Genomic DNA, 15,160 nt, shown 5'->3' on the forward strand with positions numbered 1-15,160 from the left:
TCTTATGAATATGTATATAAAACAATTTTGCTTATTGGTTTTACTGGCTGTATCGGCTTGCTCTACCCCTAAGTATTTCCGAAAGCTGGATAAAGAGGAAAAAACGGCGGTAAAAAAAGCAAAGAAATGGGTCGATCTGTCTCCGAAACAAACGCATGTACTCATCATGACCAGCAAGGGAGAAATGGTAGTGAAATTATATGACGAAACACCTTTGCACAGAGATAATTTTATCTCAAAGGTCAAGGCAGGATTTTATGACAGCCTTCTTTTTCATCGTGTCATCAATCGCTTCATGATCCAGGGTGGTGACCCTGAAAGTAAATATGCTACTGCTGATAAAAGAATTGGTGGTGGATCTGCACCCGGAGATCGTATTCCTGCTGAGTTCAGAACAGAAAAAAATATCTTCCATAAAAGAGGTGCATTGGCTGCAGCCAGAACAGATAATCCGGAAAAAGCCAGCAGTAACTGTCAATTTTATATCGTTCAACGACCTGCATGGCGCAGATCAGAATTAGACAGTACCATTCGCTCGCGAAATCTTACGCTGAATGATTACCAAAAAAATCTATACACTACAGAAGGGGGCACGCCACATCTTGACGGTGGATACACGGTATTCGGCGAACTTATTACAGGGTTCAATGTCTTGGATTCAATTGCAACAACACCCACTAAGAGTGACAGACCTATTAATGACGTGAGAATGCGAATGTTTCTACTGAATACTCCTAAAAAGAAATAGCAGCTTGTAGCTGCTATTTCTTTTTAGAGATCACTTATTTAGAGCCATACAATTGTTGGTACAAAGCCAATTCTGTTGTAGTGGGATCATACGCTTTCTTAGCACGATTCATCCTATTTCGTTGGGTGAAATAAAAATCTCCGATATCATTCGGATTGGTTACCAGAATAATCAGATCAGGCTCAGCATATTTTGCACGTTCTGCTATTAAACTTACCTGGTCATCGATGGTATATCCGATCACACCTGCATTGATGATCTCTGCATCCGGAAAACGCTGTTGTAGTAATGCAGTAAAAATCTGACTGTTATCAAGAAAAGGAGAATAGAGCTGTGAGTCTCCTATTAATAAGATCCGTTGTTTAGCCTTCGGAAAAACAAGATCTGTATTCATCCTGAATCCTTGCTTATTGGTGATCAACTGATATGGAAGGTTCTTTCCTCCATCCAATGCCACATCCTGATTCGGATCCAGATCACCCAAAACAGCCGGTCTTTCATTTTCAGCAAAGGTTTTGGTAGAGCGGTGGGCAACATATTTGCCAATAATTGGTTGATATAGATCAGCAACAACTTTTGATCCATTTACAGACCAATGACCATCCAATGGCATTTGCGTGATTTTTTGTCCAACGAAGGCTTCCAGCGGTTTCATGCAATCATATACATCCAGTCCTAATTTTTTACTAATTGAATTGATGAGTGGAATGCCTTTTTGTCCGCTTACTGTTGTAGCATCTCCTACTTCCGGAGATAAAATCGTGACAATGAGTTTTGCTTCTAGCTCATCTGATTGTTGTTTCAGTGCCGCAAGGGATTGCTCATATCGTTCAGCACAAATATTATAAACAGCAGCTCCTGTATCACCTGCATTGAGTATGTCTGGCGTTTCGGGTACTTTAGGATATTGACTTAGGTATTCTTCTCGCTGTTCATTTTTTGTTTCACTTACAACAGGGTCCATCACCATTGTATCTTTCTTCTCTCCATCTTTACAAGAGACAGCAATACATAAAACAACGAAAGGCAGTGCTAGCTTCTGAAGCATATTGGAATTTTAAAATCTGAAGTAATAATACTCTTGCAAAGATAATTTCTTATGATAAAGAATCACGATCAAAAAAATAATGGCATAGAGAAAATAACGTATCCACTTATTATTTGAAACATCCAGCGGATGTTGCCTAAAACGTTGCATCCACTCCATCAGTACTAACAACAAACACCAATGAATGTGAGCATATAAAAAAGAGGGAGGCCAATTCAAGGAATGATTATTGATCATACTATTCCAGTACAACTTTGCTTTTCCCAGACTTTCTGCTTTGAATAGGATACGACTGAAAGTGATCAGATGAAATGTTAGCATGACCTTCCCCAACGTTGCAAAGGAGGGTAACCATCGATTTTTATCTGGGGGTTCATCATAATGCTTGATCTGTTTAAAAAGCAGATAAACGACATAATAGATCCCATTCAACAATCCCCATAATACAAAGTTGATACTCGAACCATGCCATAAGCCACTGAACAGAAAAATAAAAAGAATAACAACTATAAAACCCCCGTATCCTAAAGAGCGTCCGCCCATTGGTTTATACAAATAATCAGTAAGCCATCTTGTAAGTGAGATGTGCCATCTCCTCCAAAACTCACCCGGGTTTCTACTAAAAAAGGGAGATTTAAAATTTTGGAAAAGATCGATACTGAAAAATTTGGCTACCCCTCTAGCTATATCTGAGTAAGCAGAGAAGTCGGCATAAATTTGAAAGCTGAATAATACAATACCCAAATACAAGGAGAGACTATTCAATGAGTCAGCCCTTGCAAAACAATAATCTACTGAGATACTAATATTATCAGCGATCACCATTTTTTTGAATAAGCCCCAAATGATCTTACGAATAGCGGGCTCAACATTCGATACACTAAATATTCTTGGATATGTAAATTGTCGCAGATGTTTTGTTGCAGCAGGAATAGGCCCTGCTAAAAGATGGGGAAAGAAACTGATATAGGCACTAAATGAAAAGATATCTTTCTCCGGCTCAATCTTTTTCCTGTATACGTCTGTTACATATCCAATGGTGCTAAACGTATAAAAGCTAAGGCCAACGGGTACCAAAAATTTCAAATTATCGAAACGAGCCCCCATTCCATTGATAATATCAATACCAAAATTGGTATACTTCAGAATAACCAAACAAGAAGATAGTAGTACAAGGGATAAAATTAGCGCCGGCTTTTTGAGTGCTTTGATCTTGCTGATCCATAATCCAGAAAAAAAAGCGAGGAGAATGAGACCAGCTAAATAAAAAACAAAACTATAATGAAGTCGACTATAAAAATAAAAGCTGGCAATCAGTAAAAGAATATTCTGTAGACGTACAGACTTATAACAACACCAATAAAGCAACAATACGGCGCTACAAAACCATAAGAATTCCCATGTGTTAAATTGCATCGAAGGCTGTTCGGTCTGGAAATGGATGTAACCAAATATAGTTTTTTTCTGCTTATCCCTCTCCTTCCAGCTTTTCTAATAAAACATGAACCTGTTCTTGTCTCTTTTTGATTTCGATCTGTTTCGATGCAGACAAATTAATAATAGATGCCGCTTCGGATTGATGTGAAAGTTGTACTTCTAATATATAAATGCCATAGGGTATATTTTTCCCGAAAAAAGTATCTGCCTGATCATCTATGGAATTCATTAATAATATTGCACCATTGACACTTTTCGGTATGAATGAAATATTCACTGTGTTTTAGGTGCGAATAACCCGGTTTCCAAGTGTGATGGTTTTGTATGATCTTGATGGTTCTGGAAAAACTTGTTGCTTGCAAGTACGCTTCAAAATCATCCGCTGAAAAAATTTTGAATTGCGCTAGTGGCATGGTATTCTATGTTGAAATGAATGAATACATCCTTTCTCAGTGTGAATCCAGCTATTAGGGGAGGGGGAGAAAAAGAAGATCCGGATAGTATGTACCCGGATCATTGAACATTCCTCTGATTGGAATGCAGGATCTTGGCTTCATAGGACCAATCAGATTGCTTGCTTAAACCCGGGGCTGTTACCGAATCACACCCCCCGATATGATCAGTAACAGTCCCACCAGGTATATCGATAAAGGCTTTCGCCTGATTATCAGTAAGTTAGAAGAAGTGCCAGTTTTGGTGTATTAACAGATGAGTGTTAATTTTAAACTGTTAAACGGTCGAAAGTTTAATATACCTCTTCTTACTTATGGCCAAAATTATGGTTGTCTGCTATGCAAGTCAACTGCGAAAATTCGCAGGTACAGGTAAGAGGGGATTAGAAAAGTAAATGCAGATATGGAACCTAGAGATTTAGGCAAGTACACGCGTTCATTTGTCACCGATATCCCCGCTGATCTTCATTCTGAAGAGTTCAAGTATTTCAATGAAACCATCCCAAAGTTTCCGGAAGAAGGTATTTATATCTACTCTTTTGTAGAAGGCAGAATGATCTATGCCCATGGATGGGAAGAAGTGCTGGGTTATCGGGATGATGAAATCACGATGCTGAAAATAGTAAGTATGACAGCACCTGATTATGCACCTTTTGTAGATGAGTTGAACGATAAAGCATTGATGTTTATTCACAAGACCACTACTGATCTCGACAAATACAGCTTCTTGATCGAGTCAAAAAAACTACACAAAAATGGTTCTGAAGTTCCCATCGTTGCAAGAGTAGGAGTATTTGAACACGAAAACGGAAAATTGAAATCGATCATTGGTCGCTTTCAGGTAAATAGAAATCTGACTTTTGGAAAAGTAATGCGCTATGCTGCATTCGGTCCTGATAAAGTTGAATTTGAAGAAGAACTCAATAAAACACTGTTTTATAAATATGCGATATCGAATAAAGAAAGAGAAGCTTTGGCCATGGTTGCTAAGGGATACTCCTTCAAAGAGATCGCAAACCTTTTTAATGTATCCCAATCCGCAATTGAAAAAAGAATCATTCCGTTATACAAACGTTTTGATGTAAAAAGCTTGACACACTTAGTGAGTTTTGCTTATGAAAATCATATCCTGCCTTAAATGGTCAGGATCGACTGAGATGAATATGTGTGATCTGTTCAGTTGCTATGCCTAATTGATGCAACATTTGTGTCCAGGTTGTTTGCAGTTTCATTGCGCCTACACCAGCAACATCCCCTAATACCCAAATCACATTTAATTGTTTCAAGGCATTGATATTTTCTGTACCGTAATTACCCGATTGTGCATATTTCAGAAATGCTTCAGCTGAGATCAACTCTGATGTACCGGGTAATCCGGTATTGATATCATCAATCACCAGACAATGAGATGTACGCCAACCCCATATATTACCCGGCACTTGTGGCTGTGCAGGATCAGACTCAATAAATGAACTGAATAATTTAATAGCGGTAGTATACTTACAAGCGTAATGCTGTATCGACAACTCATTGGCGATCGCTACCGCTAAAGATGTTTTTCCTGTTTTATACTCACCAGAGATCAGTAGATGTTTTACAGGTTTTCGATTAGAGAGAAATACCAATACTTTTTCCTTATCGACTTCCTGCATCTTCCATTTCCACTGACTCAATCTGAATTGAATAGGATATTCCGCAGCTTGTTGAAATATTTTCGTGTGATACCATTTTTTTGATGCAGGGTATAAGAACAAAACCAATATCAATATGATGATAGATAAGATCCAGCTACCACCTAAAACAATAGCAGCCAATAATGCTCCGAAAATAAAAAATCCCAGATCTGTTACTGTATCATGAATGATATTTTTCCAATCCGGCTCAAATAATGCGCCTTCTTCTTTTTGTTTTTTGAGCGGTTTACGAACATTGATATATTCAAAGATGGTCCAGATCAATGAAACAATGAGTGCCGATATCCAAGTGGCACCATCCAGTTTCAAACAATAATGCAATAACAAATAGATCAGGTGTGTGGGAATATACCCTAACATGCAATGTCCACACTGATTGGCCAGCCATCCATAACTAAGTGTAATACCCCTTTGCGAATCTTTACCAATCAGATCATAGGTCAGTTGGGCTTTGACCAATTTGGCTGATAAACGAAATTGCATAAGCTGAGTTTATAGCATAAATATAGCCACAGATGTATAAGAATAAGACATACTATCTTTTGATCCTATACCTCTGTGGCTATTGTATCGATCGGCTACCGGATTACTCTTCTTCTTTATGAAGCGGGTTACGACGAGTGGGGATGATCATTTTTTCATCTTCACTCAAAAATACCCAGAATTCATACAGTGCGAAGATGTCGCCGGGGGTTTTACTATCGCCATTCTCACTTCTGCGCTCATATGCACCCAATATTTCGCCATTGTGTTTCAGCTCCAACAGCTTTTTTTCATGGCTCAGTTCTTTAAAACTTTCAATGGTCATACCTTGTTGATTTTGTGCAAATATAGGGTTAACGACTAACCTCTACTAAAATATCACCGCTAAATCCTGCTAAATCGAAAGCCCCCTCTACTATTCTTGCTGGCGAAAGCACCCCTTCTAAACACATTACATCCAACGGCATCCATAAACCTTTCGGCATCTGTATGGTTTGACTATTTCTTGTTCCGTTGTAGACCACAAAAATGTTCCTTTTTTGCTCCGTTTTCATAGAAGGATTCGATATCACTTCATGGGTCATATAACTAATAACGCCCTCTGGATTATTTTCAATGAATTGAATGCTTTTAAGAATATCGTCGGCTGAAGACAGTCTAAAAGATGAATGCCATTTCTTTGAGCTGATCAGTTTTTGGATAAGAAAATAGGTACTCTTATTTTTTGTCTTCAATCCCCATCGTATCGCATTCACACTATCTCCTTTATTATAGGAGTTCTCTTCTCCAAACTTAGAACGCAAAAATTCAGAACCCGCATGCAAAAAAGGGATCCCTTGTGAAGTCAACACGATCGTTAATGCCAACTCATGCATTTTTTTTCTTTCTTCCTCTGAGGCCTCGGGTACCGATAATGCTATTTTATCCCACAGAACATTATTATCATGACACTCTGCATAAGTGATCACATTCGATGGACCACTAGCATATGCTTCTTTAGAATAATTCACCTTACTCATATCAATTTGCCGATGTGGTAAGGAAGCCACGATCCCAAATTTCACTGATTCAGTATTTGCAGCCTTACCGGTTGCAAAACCCCGATCCTTAATATCAAATACACTTCCTTTGATTCCATCACGGATATCATCACTGAATACTGCTATCCCTTTTAACAGATGGGCATTTTTTTTCAACGCTCTTTTTTCTTCGGGATAAGGAGATGCACCGGCTGTCCATCCTTCACCATACAATAAGATATCCGGCTTGATCTTATGCAGTGTATCTGAAATCAAATTCATGGTTTCAATATCATGAACACCCATCAGGTCAAAACGAAATCCATCAATATGATATTCCTTCACCCAATACACCACACTCTCTAACATAAACTTGCGCATCATGGCTCTTTCACTTGCCGTTTCATTACCACAAGCCGTAGCATCAGAAAAACTACCATCAGGTTTTTGGCGATAGTAATAGCCCGGCACCAGTTGATTGAAGTTGGATGTTTCTGTTAATGCTGTATGGTTATACACCACATCCATCACCACACGCAATCCATTCTGATGAAATGCCTGGATCATTTGTTTTAATTCTCGGATGCGTGTTCTGCCATCAGCTGCATCTGTACTATAAGAACCTTCGGGTACATTGTAATTCACCGGATCATAACCCCAATTGTACTGACCGGTCTTGGTTTCATCAACTGAGTTATAATCATAGAAGGGTAATAAATGCACATGCGTTACACCCAGTTCTTTGATATGATCCAATCCGGTTGAAAGTCCGGCTTTATTTCTGGTTCCCGTTTCCGCAAGCCCAAGAAATTTCCCTTTATGTTTTGCTCCCGATTCTTCATCGATAGTAGCATCCCGAATATGCAATTCATAAATGATAGCATCGGTAGGTAAATTTTTCTCCGAAAAATTCGGGCTCTTGTCTTGTTCCCAACCAACAGGATTTGTTTCTTTTAAATCAAGTACCTGTGCCCTTTGTCCATTGATACCAGTTGCTCTGGCATAGGGATCTGTTACTTCATTACTCCACCGGCCATTTATATTAGCACGAACGGTATAAAACATACCCTTTAGATCACGATTTACAATAGCCACCCAAGTGCCTGATACATTTTTCTGCATTTGAATGGTCTGCTTTGCAACACCTCCCGTTCCTGTTTCATATAATTTCAACTCCATTGCTGATGCAGGCGGACTCCAAATTCTGAATACAGAAGATGATGGCGTATAAGTTAACCCCAAGTCAGACCCTTTATAGGTAGGATATCTATCAAATGTATATTGTGCATCAACTGCTGAAGAAAAAGCAAGCCATGCCATAAGCATCAAAATTTGTTTCATGATCTTCGATTGTCTATCAATTTACATGTTTAGCAGCAAAAAAGAGCTATCGTTTACTTTCATTTCCTAATCTGTCAACAGCTGTTACTTTAATATTTGAAACAACCAGTTTTTCGTTTCCTCCATTGGCAATATATCTGTCGAGTAAAATAGATCTGTCTTTTCGGTTGAGTATCTGATACCTTTTCTGATTGCCATATTCATAATAAATAACCCATCTGAAAACCGATGCTTCATTGGTATGTGTCCAACTGACTTTGATCTTATCTGTCAGTGTTTCCAGTGATACCATTGGTGTAGCAGGTGGCTCTGATCCCAGCCATGGACTTGCAGGTATCAATGCCTGTTTTTTATAAGGCCCATCGATCAGTGCTTTGGCCATAGGTGGATTTTTAGACACTGAAAAAATATTCCAGTGAACCACGCCCATACTTTGTGGAAGCATCCCTCTAGAAATCATGATCTGACTCATGATCTCATTTACATTTTTAGCACTGGTATCTCTGCCAACACTGATCCCCGGCCATAAATGTCGCTGCATGGTATTCTCACCTTGCCACCAACCCAGCAATACGGGATAGCTCTGTGGCATTCGGTTGATAGGCCAGTATAACTGCGGAGAGAAATAATCGATCCACCCTTTATTCAACCAAAGCTTTGCATCAGCATACAACTGATCGTACTGATCGAAGCCTTCTATTGAAGCAGGATAACCCGGACGCCAGATACCAAATGGACTCAATCCAAACTTCACATATTTCTTTTCTGCTTTGATCTCTTTATACAATCTCTCGATCAAAGTATTCACTGCATCCCTTCGCCAATCGCCGCGGGATAGTTGTCCACCGGATGCTTTGTAGGCCGACCAACTTTCATCATCCGGAAAATCATCCGTTCCGTTATAAGAAGGGTATGGATAGAAATAATCGTCGAAATGAATGCCATCAATATCGTAGCGCTTCACCAAATCTTTTACAACAGCAGAAGTAAGATCTTGTGTGGCTTTACGTGCCGGATCCATCCACCAATATCCTTCTTTCAATTTCATCACAAGGTCGGGTCTCTTCTTAACAATGGATTGCTCACTGATCTCTTTACCATCCTTATGATGCGCACGATAGGGATTCAGCCATACATGCATTTCCATTCCACGGTCATGTGCAGCTTCTGTCCAGAATGTCAGCGGATCATACAATGGATCCGGGGCTTTCCCTTGTTGTCCGGTTAGATAATAAGACCAAGGCTCCAACTCACTGTTATACAAGGCATCAGCCTGCGGTCGTACCTGAAATACCACAGCATTGAAATGGTGTGCCTTTAGAAAATCCAATTGCTCGATGGCTTCACGTTGCTGTTCAGCAACACTTAAACCCGGCTTTGATGGCCAGTTGATATTCGCTACTGTTGCGATCCATGCAGCCCTGAATTCTCTGTCTGCCTGGAATGTTGTATTTACAGGGTTTTTTACTGATTGATTTTTTTGCGAGACTTTACAATGCTGAAATACGAATGCAGTCAGCATGAGCACACCAAACAAAACAATTTTCCTGGACATGTATTTTCTGTTTTAAGGAAGATAAAACTACTCGAATAGCTTAGTTTTTCTACCTTCCCACATCTATATTTTTTAAAATGCCATTACAGGGGAATAAAAAGAAAGTCGATGTGATTGATAAGGTCTTGGAAGCCTGCTATCAATATAATAAAGACGCATTATTTGTTATGAGCCTGATGCATCAGTATGAAGAAAGGGGTAGCCTGAGTAAGAAACAGTTGGAAGGACTGATTGCCAAAGCCCGTAAAGTACCCGATATGCCTGTGGGATGGCTAGCAGCCGTAGAAGCCATCATTTTAAAAATGCCAACAAGGGATAAAACGCCAATAGATCTCACAAAAAATACTGAAACAGACCCTTACGATAAATGGATCGGTCAATGTGAAGCGATCCTGGAAAAATACCCGGCTCACAAGCGAGTGGTTTATTTTGAGACCCTTCTCAAGCAGCGAAAGCCATTTTCACTGATTGAGCAGCAAGAGCTGGAAAAATTCTATCGCTTATTGATCGAGGGTAAAAAATAAGGCGTGACAAATATCACGCACGGGTTATTTTATCGGAATAAATTTGCAGATTGTCTAAATTGTGACGATGGTACCTATCGACATCATACGTGAGCACTTTCCTTTTTTTGAAAAAGATTTACAAGAGCAGATCGCTGAAGCAGGAGATGTGCGGGAATTTGACGCCGGAGAAATACTCATGAAAACGGGGCAGAATATTCGCTCAACCATGCTCGTTATATCCGGACTCATTAAAATATTCAGAGAGGATGAAGATGGGAATGAGTTTTTCATGTACTACTTGCAACCCGGACAAGCCTGCGCCCTCTCAATGGTTTGTGCCATCAAACAAGAGACCAGTCAGATCATGGCAAAAACCTCTGCGAAGACAGAGGTCATTACCATCCCGCTGAGTTTTATGGATCAATGGATGGCCGGTTATAAAACCTGGTATCATTTTGTTGTAAGCAGCTATAGAGATCGTTTTGAGGATATGTTACAAACGATCGATCATATCGCATTCCGCAATATGGATGAACGTTTGGTGTTTTATTTACAACAGCATCAGAACACACTAAAATCAAATATTGTATCCGTCAGTTTTACTGAAATAGCACAGGAGTTGAATTCCTCAAGAGAAGTGATCTCAAGACTGATGAAAAAGCTAGCTGAAAAAGGAATGATCAAACAACATAAATCACACATCGAAATCATTAACCTGCAAAAACTACTATCGTGATATAAATCACGAAAGATTCAGATACAAGGTCTGAGTTTTGCGGTCAAATTCGTATAAATGGAAATTGCAGGTTATATCGCATCCCTCGTTATTGGTATCTCTTTAGGATTGATAGGCGGAGGTGGTTCAATCCTTACTGTTCCGGTATTGGTATATCTGTTTGGTGTAGAGCCTGTTTTGGCAACAGCCTATTCATTATTTATTGTAGGTACTTCCAGTTTAGTAGGTGCTTTGCCTAAATACAAACAAGGACTTGTAAATATTAAAACAGCTGTGATTTTTGGTATCCCTTCTATTGCTGCTGTCTTTGCTACCAGAAAATTCATAGTACCACATATTCCCAGCGAGGTATTTCAAATAGGAGATTTTATCGTCACAAAACCCATCCTCATGATGCTGCTCTTTGCAGTATTGATGGTTTTTGCTTCTGTTTCGATGATTCGTGAAAAGGGAAAATCCACTAAAAATGAAAACGAGGAACAAAAATTCAACTACCCTGTTATCCTTTTAGAAGGAGCTGTGGTAGGTGTTCTAACAGGTTTGGTAGGTGCAGGAGGTGGCTTTCTTATTATTCCCGCATTGGTACTCTTGAGTAAACTGCCTATGAAGCAAGCCGTGGGCACTTCTCTACTTATCATCGCTGCCAAATCATTGATCGGATTTACAGGAGACATCAGTAATTATAAGATGGACTGGACTTTGCTGGGATTGGTTACAACATTAGCGATTGTAGGCATCTTCATTGGCAATCAACTCAGTAAAAAAATTGATGGCAATAAACTCAAAAAAGGCTTTGGCTGGTTCGTACTCGTAATGGGCATTTATATTATCGCAAAAGAATTGTTACTACCCGGCGCCGGTCATTAAAATCGTTTCTTATACCCCCCAATAAAGAAAGGTCTGCAGCAATGCAGGCCTTTCGCCTTTTATGACAAAGAACAGTTCCTGATGTGACGAATGTCACGTTTTTCTCGATCATTCATTTGCAGTTTTACATAATACCGATAAGGTTTTCAACAGAAATGTTAAAGCGGTTACAACGTGATAACGGTCACGATAAAAGAGCATAACCGATTTGAAATTTGCCTTACCAAATCAAAAAAAATAATACCATGATAGTAGAACAAATTTACACGGGATGTTTAGCACAAGGTGCTTATTACATTGAAAGCAATGGCGAAGCTGTAGTGATCGACCCTTTGAGAGAGGTAGCTCCCTACATTCAAAAAGCAGAACGCAATGGTGCTAAGATCAAGTATGTATTAGAAACACATTTTCATGCCGACTTTGTATCAGGGCATATCGACTTAGCAAAGAAAACAGGCGCAAAGATTGTTTATGGACCCAATGCAAAACCCGATTTTGATTTTTATGCTGCTAAAGACGGTGAAGTATTAACAGTAGGTAATGCTACCATTCAGGTATTACACACGCCAGGGCATACCATGGAAAGTACTTGCTACTTATTGAAAGACGAAACAGGTAAAGCAGTAGGCTTATTCAGCGGTGATACTTTATTTATCGGAGATGTAGGTCGCCCGGACCTGGCACAAAAAGTAAAAGCAGACCTCACACAAGAAATGTTAGCAGGATATCTGTTTGATTCTTTACGTAACAAGATCATGCCACTCGCTGATGATATCATCGTGTATCCGGCTCATGGTGCAGGTAGTGCTTGCGGAAAAAATATGAGTAAGGAAACCACTGATACACTGGGTCATCAAAAGCAAACCAACTATGCACTTAGAGCTGATATGACCAAAGATGAATTCATTAAAGAAGTTATTACTGGTTTGGTTGCTCCACCCGCTTATTTCCCACTGAATGTCATGATGAATATCCATGGATATGATAGTATTGATACTGTTTTAGAAAGAGGTCAGCATGCATTGAGTCCTGAGGCTTTTGAAGCAGCTGCCAATGAAACAAGTGCATTGATCCTTGACACACGTGATCCTCAAACATTCGCTGGTGGTTTTATCCCGAATTCGATCAATATCGGTATCGATGGAAACTTCGCTCCATGGGTAGGTGCAATGATACCGGATATCAAACAAGAGATTTTATTGGTGACCGATGAAGGCAGGGAGCAGGAAGTGATCACACGTTTGGCAAGAGTCGGTTACGATTATACCATCGGTTATCTGAAAGGCGGCTTTGAAGCATGGAAAGCATCCGGCAAAGAAGTAGATCAGATTCGTTCGATCTCAGCCGAAGAACTTGCAGTCATTGCAGCAAATGAACAAGTACACATACTTGACGTTCGTAAAAACAGTGAACACCTTAGCGAGCACGTGATCAATGCCGAAAATGCGCCACTTGATTTTATCAATGACAGTATGAGTCAGATCGATAAAAACAAGACCTATTATGTACACTGTGCAGGAGGTTACCGCTCGATGATCTTCAATTCGATTCTTCGTGCAAGAGGATTTAATAATCTGACCGATATAAAAGGGGGGTTCAAAGCCATCAAAGAGTCAGGAAAGTTTCCTGTGAGTGATTATGTATGCCCAACAACTTTATTATAAATATGAAAACAATACAAGAACTGATCAACGATTCAAACACAATCATTATTGACGTAAGGACCTCAAGTGAATACAATGTTTCACATTATCCGGGTGCTATTAATATTCCCCTGGATGAATTACCGAAACATCTCGCAGAGCTGAAGGCGGACGACAAATCCATTCTTCTCTATTGCAGAAGTGGTAACAGAAGCGGTATCGGTATGAATTTCTTGCATCAACAAGGATTAAAGGATGTGTACAATGGCGGAGGACTGAACGACATGTTGTTTTATCAAAACAAATAACCATGCTATCAATATTTAAAAAACTATTTGCGCCTCCAGTGAACTTCAAAGAAGTAATAGCGAAAGGAGCTTTAATCCTTGATGTAAGAACAAAAGCCGAGTTTGATAGTGGACACATCAAAGGTTCCTTAAATATTCCACTGGATGAACTTCCAAAAAAGCTTGGAGAGCTTCATCAAAAGCATAAACCCATTATTGTCGTTTGCAGAAGTGGTAACAGAAGCAGTATTGCCAAAAGCATTCTGAAAAGTGATGGCATAGAGGTTTACAATGGTGGTGCCTGGAATAGTCTAGAACAGAAAATAAAATAAAATGAAAGTACTTACAAGTAATTGGCATATGATGCGTATCATTCGACTGATCTTAGCGATGGCTATTGTAGTACAGTCGTGGTACATGAGAGATTCTACTACTGCTGTGTTGGGTGTAGTATTACTCGCAAGTGCTGTCTTTAATGTAGGATGTTGTGGGGCTGGCGGTTGTAGTAAATCTTTTCATCCAGTTAAAAAATCTTCAGAAAAGGATCCCGTATATGAAGAAGTGGTTTAAACACAATAAGCTGATCATCATAGGAGCATTCACCGGAGCGATAGGCGGCTATTTGTATTGGAAATATGTTGGCTGCCTAAGCGGCACCTGTGCTATTACTTCAAAACCGATGAATAGCACGATCTATTTCGCTGTTATTGGAGCAGTGGTATTTAGCTTATTCAAAAAGAATTCAAAAGAAAAAAATCATGCTGAATCATTCATTTCAAAAGATCATTGATAGTGAGACGCCTGTTTTGGTTGATTTCTATGCAGATTGGTGTGGCCCTTGCAGAATGATGCCCCCAGTTTTGAAAGAGTTAAAAGACAGAATGGGCGATCAGATAAAGATCTTCAAAGTAAATGTAGATGAGCACAATGATGTAGCTGCCCATTTTCAGGTTAGCAGTATTCCAACACTGATGTTATTCAAGCAGGGCAATCTTTTATGGAGAGAGCCTGGTGTAAAAAATGTATCGCAATTACAACAGATCCTACAATCACATACATCATGACAAGTACAGAGATATTTTTTGTTGAAAACATGCGTTGTAATGGTTGTGCCAACACTATTGAATCGGCAATCATCAAAATACCCGGTATACAAGGGGTCACTATTTCTTTAACCGATAAGAAAGTATGTGTGATGGGAATAGGAATCAACAGAGATGTGATCATTACAACCCTTGCTAAACTCGGATATCCTTTATCGGGGCATAATTCGCTTTTCCGTAAAGCTACTTCGTTCATTTCCTGTTCAGCCGGTCGATAATCATTTATATCGTTCAATTCATT

The 15,160-nt window shown here is 39.4% G+C and carries 19 protein-coding genes; 12 read left to right on the top strand and 7 right to left on the bottom strand.

Going from position 1 to position 15,160, the window contains the following annotated elements:
- The first annotated feature begins 10 nt into the window (after positions 1-10).
- Positions 11-748 (top strand): peptidylprolyl isomerase, encoded by a 738-nt coding sequence (locus ABXG83_RS09360; RefSeq protein ID WP_353548592.1) that lies wholly within the window; start codon positions 11-13, stop codon positions 746-748.
- A gap of 34 nt (positions 749-782) precedes the next feature.
- Here the strand turns inward: ABXG83_RS09360 and ABXG83_RS09365 are convergent, their stop codons facing one another.
- From ABXG83_RS09365 to ABXG83_RS09375, 3 genes are all read right to left on the bottom strand, one after another.
- On the bottom strand, positions 783-1,796 hold the full coding sequence (locus ABXG83_RS09365) for a hypothetical protein (RefSeq protein WP_353548593.1): 1,014 nt from the start codon (positions 1,794-1,796) through the stop codon (positions 783-785).
- Between the two features lie 9 nt (positions 1,797-1,805).
- The gene (locus tag ABXG83_RS09370; RefSeq protein ID WP_353548594.1) at positions 1,806-2,951 is read right to left on the bottom strand and encodes an MBOAT family O-acyltransferase; all 1,146 of its coding nucleotides are present in this window, start codon (positions 2,949-2,951) and stop codon (positions 1,806-1,808) included.
- A 313-nt stretch (positions 2,952-3,264) separates the two neighbouring features.
- Positions 3,265-3,462 carry a hypothetical protein gene (locus ABXG83_RS09375; protein WP_353548595.1) on the bottom strand — a complete coding sequence of 66 codons (198 nt, stop codon included), beginning with the start codon at positions 3,460-3,462 and terminating at the stop codon, positions 3,265-3,267.
- Between the two features lie 626 nt (positions 3,463-4,088).
- Here ABXG83_RS09375 and ABXG83_RS09380 point away from each other — a divergent pair.
- Positions 4,089-4,823, top strand: a complete 735-nt coding sequence (locus tag ABXG83_RS09380) for a LuxR C-terminal-related transcriptional regulator (RefSeq protein ID WP_353548596.1) — start codon at positions 4,089-4,091, stop codon at positions 4,821-4,823.
- Positions 4,824-4,827: 4 nt separating this feature from the next.
- Here the strand turns inward: ABXG83_RS09380 and ABXG83_RS09385 are convergent, their stop codons facing one another.
- The 4 genes from ABXG83_RS09385 to ABXG83_RS09400 all read right to left on the bottom strand — a co-directional run bounded on the left by ABXG83_RS09385 (position 4,828) and on the right by ABXG83_RS09400 (position 9,777).
- A complete protein-coding gene (locus ABXG83_RS09385; protein WP_353548597.1) occupies positions 4,828-5,862 on the bottom strand; it encodes a hypothetical protein in 1,035 nt (344 codons plus the stop codon).
- A 103-nt stretch (positions 5,863-5,965) separates the two neighbouring features.
- The gene (locus ABXG83_RS09390) at positions 5,966-6,187 is read right to left on the bottom strand and encodes a hypothetical protein (RefSeq protein WP_353548598.1); all 222 of its coding nucleotides are present in this window, start codon (positions 6,185-6,187) and stop codon (positions 5,966-5,968) included.
- 28 nt (positions 6,188-6,215) lie between these two features.
- The gene (gene pulA, locus ABXG83_RS09395) at positions 6,216-8,222 is read right to left on the bottom strand and encodes a type I pullulanase (protein WP_353548599.1); all 2,007 of its coding nucleotides are present in this window, start codon (positions 8,220-8,222) and stop codon (positions 6,216-6,218) included.
- 46 nt (positions 8,223-8,268) lie between these two features.
- Entirely contained in the window at positions 8,269-9,777 is a 1,509-nt protein-coding gene (locus ABXG83_RS09400; RefSeq protein WP_353548600.1) for a family 10 glycosylhydrolase, read from the bottom strand.
- 77 nt (positions 9,778-9,854) lie between these two features.
- On the opposite strand from ABXG83_RS09400, the gene ABXG83_RS09405 reads away from it, so the two are divergent.
- The 10 genes from ABXG83_RS09405 to ABXG83_RS09450 all read left to right on the top strand — a co-directional run bounded on the left by ABXG83_RS09405 (position 9,855) and on the right by ABXG83_RS09450 (position 15,137).
- Positions 9,855-10,301: a hypothetical protein gene (locus ABXG83_RS09405; protein WP_353548601.1), complete on the top strand. Its 447-nt coding sequence runs from the start codon at positions 9,855-9,857 to the stop codon at positions 10,299-10,301.
- Positions 10,302-10,368: 67 nt separating this feature from the next.
- A complete protein-coding gene (locus ABXG83_RS09410) occupies positions 10,369-11,019 on the top strand; it encodes a Crp/Fnr family transcriptional regulator (RefSeq protein ID WP_353548602.1) in 651 nt (216 codons plus the stop codon).
- 57 nt (positions 11,020-11,076) lie between these two features.
- A complete protein-coding gene (locus ABXG83_RS09415) occupies positions 11,077-11,886 on the top strand; it encodes a sulfite exporter TauE/SafE family protein (RefSeq protein ID WP_353548603.1) in 810 nt (269 codons plus the stop codon).
- 245 nt (positions 11,887-12,131) lie between these two features.
- Positions 12,132-13,550 (top strand): MBL fold metallo-hydrolase, encoded by a 1,419-nt coding sequence (locus ABXG83_RS09420; protein WP_353548604.1) that lies wholly within the window; start codon positions 12,132-12,134, stop codon positions 13,548-13,550.
- Between the two features lie 2 nt (positions 13,551-13,552).
- Positions 13,553-13,837 carry a rhodanese-like domain-containing protein gene (locus ABXG83_RS09425; RefSeq protein ID WP_353548606.1) on the top strand — a complete coding sequence of 95 codons (285 nt, stop codon included), beginning with the start codon at positions 13,553-13,555 and terminating at the stop codon, positions 13,835-13,837.
- Positions 13,838-13,839: 2 nt separating this feature from the next.
- Positions 13,840-14,148 carry a rhodanese-like domain-containing protein gene (locus tag ABXG83_RS09430; protein WP_353548607.1) on the top strand — a complete coding sequence of 103 codons (309 nt, stop codon included), beginning with the start codon at positions 13,840-13,842 and terminating at the stop codon, positions 14,146-14,148.
- Between the two features lies 1 nt (position 14,149).
- Positions 14,150-14,386, top strand: a complete 237-nt coding sequence (locus ABXG83_RS09435; RefSeq protein ID WP_353548608.1) for a hypothetical protein — start codon at positions 14,150-14,152, stop codon at positions 14,384-14,386.
- A complete protein-coding gene (locus ABXG83_RS09440) occupies positions 14,370-14,606 on the top strand; it encodes a DUF6132 family protein (protein ID WP_353548609.1) in 237 nt (78 codons plus the stop codon). The genes ABXG83_RS09435 and ABXG83_RS09440 overlap by 17 nt, the downstream gene beginning before the upstream one ends.
- Positions 14,575-14,880 carry a thioredoxin gene (trxA, locus tag ABXG83_RS09445; RefSeq protein WP_353548610.1) on the top strand — a complete coding sequence of 102 codons (306 nt, stop codon included), beginning with the start codon at positions 14,575-14,577 and terminating at the stop codon, positions 14,878-14,880. The genes ABXG83_RS09440 and trxA overlap by 32 nt, the downstream gene beginning before the upstream one ends.
- Entirely contained in the window at positions 14,877-15,137 is a 261-nt protein-coding gene (locus ABXG83_RS09450) for a heavy metal-associated domain-containing protein (RefSeq protein ID WP_353548611.1), read from the top strand. Before trxA ends, ABXG83_RS09450 begins: the two co-directional genes overlap by 4 nt.
- Positions 15,138-15,160 lie beyond the last annotated feature (23 nt).

The sequence above is a fragment of the Sediminibacterium sp. KACHI17 genome (genome assembly GCF_040362915.1).
Lineage (GTDB): Bacteria > Bacteroidota > Bacteroidia > Chitinophagales > Chitinophagaceae > Sediminibacterium.

Bases quoted from the DNA above. Each gene is read 5' to 3' on its own strand.
- ABXG83_RS09420 (WP_353548604.1), top strand. From the start codon at position 12,132: ATGATAGTAGAACAAATTTACACGGGATGTTTAGCACAAGGTGCTTAT.
- ABXG83_RS09405 (WP_353548601.1), top strand. From the start codon at position 9,855: ATGCCATTACAGGGGAATAAAAAGAAAGTCGATGTGATTGATAAGGTC.
- ABXG83_RS09385 (WP_353548597.1), bottom strand. From the start codon at position 5,862: ATGCAATTTCGTTTATCAGCCAAATTGGTCAAAGCCCAACTGACCTAT.
- ABXG83_RS09400 (WP_353548600.1), bottom strand. From the start codon at position 9,777: ATGTCCAGGAAAATTGTTTTGTTTGGTGTGCTCATGCTGACTGCATTC.
- ABXG83_RS09415 (WP_353548603.1), top strand. From the start codon at position 11,077: ATGGAAATTGCAGGTTATATCGCATCCCTCGTTATTGGTATCTCTTTA.
- ABXG83_RS09380 (WP_353548596.1), top strand. From the start codon at position 4,089: ATGGAACCTAGAGATTTAGGCAAGTACACGCGTTCATTTGTCACCGAT.
- ABXG83_RS09425 (WP_353548606.1), top strand. From the start codon at position 13,553: ATGAAAACAATACAAGAACTGATCAACGATTCAAACACAATCATTATT.
- ABXG83_RS09430 (WP_353548607.1), top strand. From the start codon at position 13,840: ATGCTATCAATATTTAAAAAACTATTTGCGCCTCCAGTGAACTTCAAA.
- ABXG83_RS09440 (WP_353548609.1), top strand. From the start codon at position 14,370: ATGAAGAAGTGGTTTAAACACAATAAGCTGATCATCATAGGAGCATTC.
- ABXG83_RS09365 (WP_353548593.1), bottom strand. From the start codon at position 1,796: ATGCTTCAGAAGCTAGCACTGCCTTTCGTTGTTTTATGTATTGCTGTC.
- ABXG83_RS09390 (WP_353548598.1), bottom strand. From the start codon at position 6,187: ATGACCATTGAAAGTTTTAAAGAACTGAGCCATGAAAAAAAGCTGTTG.
- ABXG83_RS09435 (WP_353548608.1), top strand. From the start codon at position 14,150: ATGAAAGTACTTACAAGTAATTGGCATATGATGCGTATCATTCGACTG.
- trxA (WP_353548610.1), top strand. From the start codon at position 14,575: ATGCTGAATCATTCATTTCAAAAGATCATTGATAGTGAGACGCCTGTT.
- ABXG83_RS09375 (WP_353548595.1), bottom strand. From the start codon at position 3,462: ATGAATTCCATAGATGATCAGGCAGATACTTTTTTCGGGAAAAATATA.
- pulA (WP_353548599.1), bottom strand. From the start codon at position 8,222: ATGAAACAAATTTTGATGCTTATGGCATGGCTTGCTTTTTCTTCAGCA.
- ABXG83_RS09450 (WP_353548611.1), top strand. From the start codon at position 14,877: ATGACAAGTACAGAGATATTTTTTGTTGAAAACATGCGTTGTAATGGT.
- ABXG83_RS09360 (WP_353548592.1), top strand. From the start codon at position 11: ATGTATATAAAACAATTTTGCTTATTGGTTTTACTGGCTGTATCGGCT.
- ABXG83_RS09410 (WP_353548602.1), top strand. From the start codon at position 10,369: ATGGTACCTATCGACATCATACGTGAGCACTTTCCTTTTTTTGAAAAA.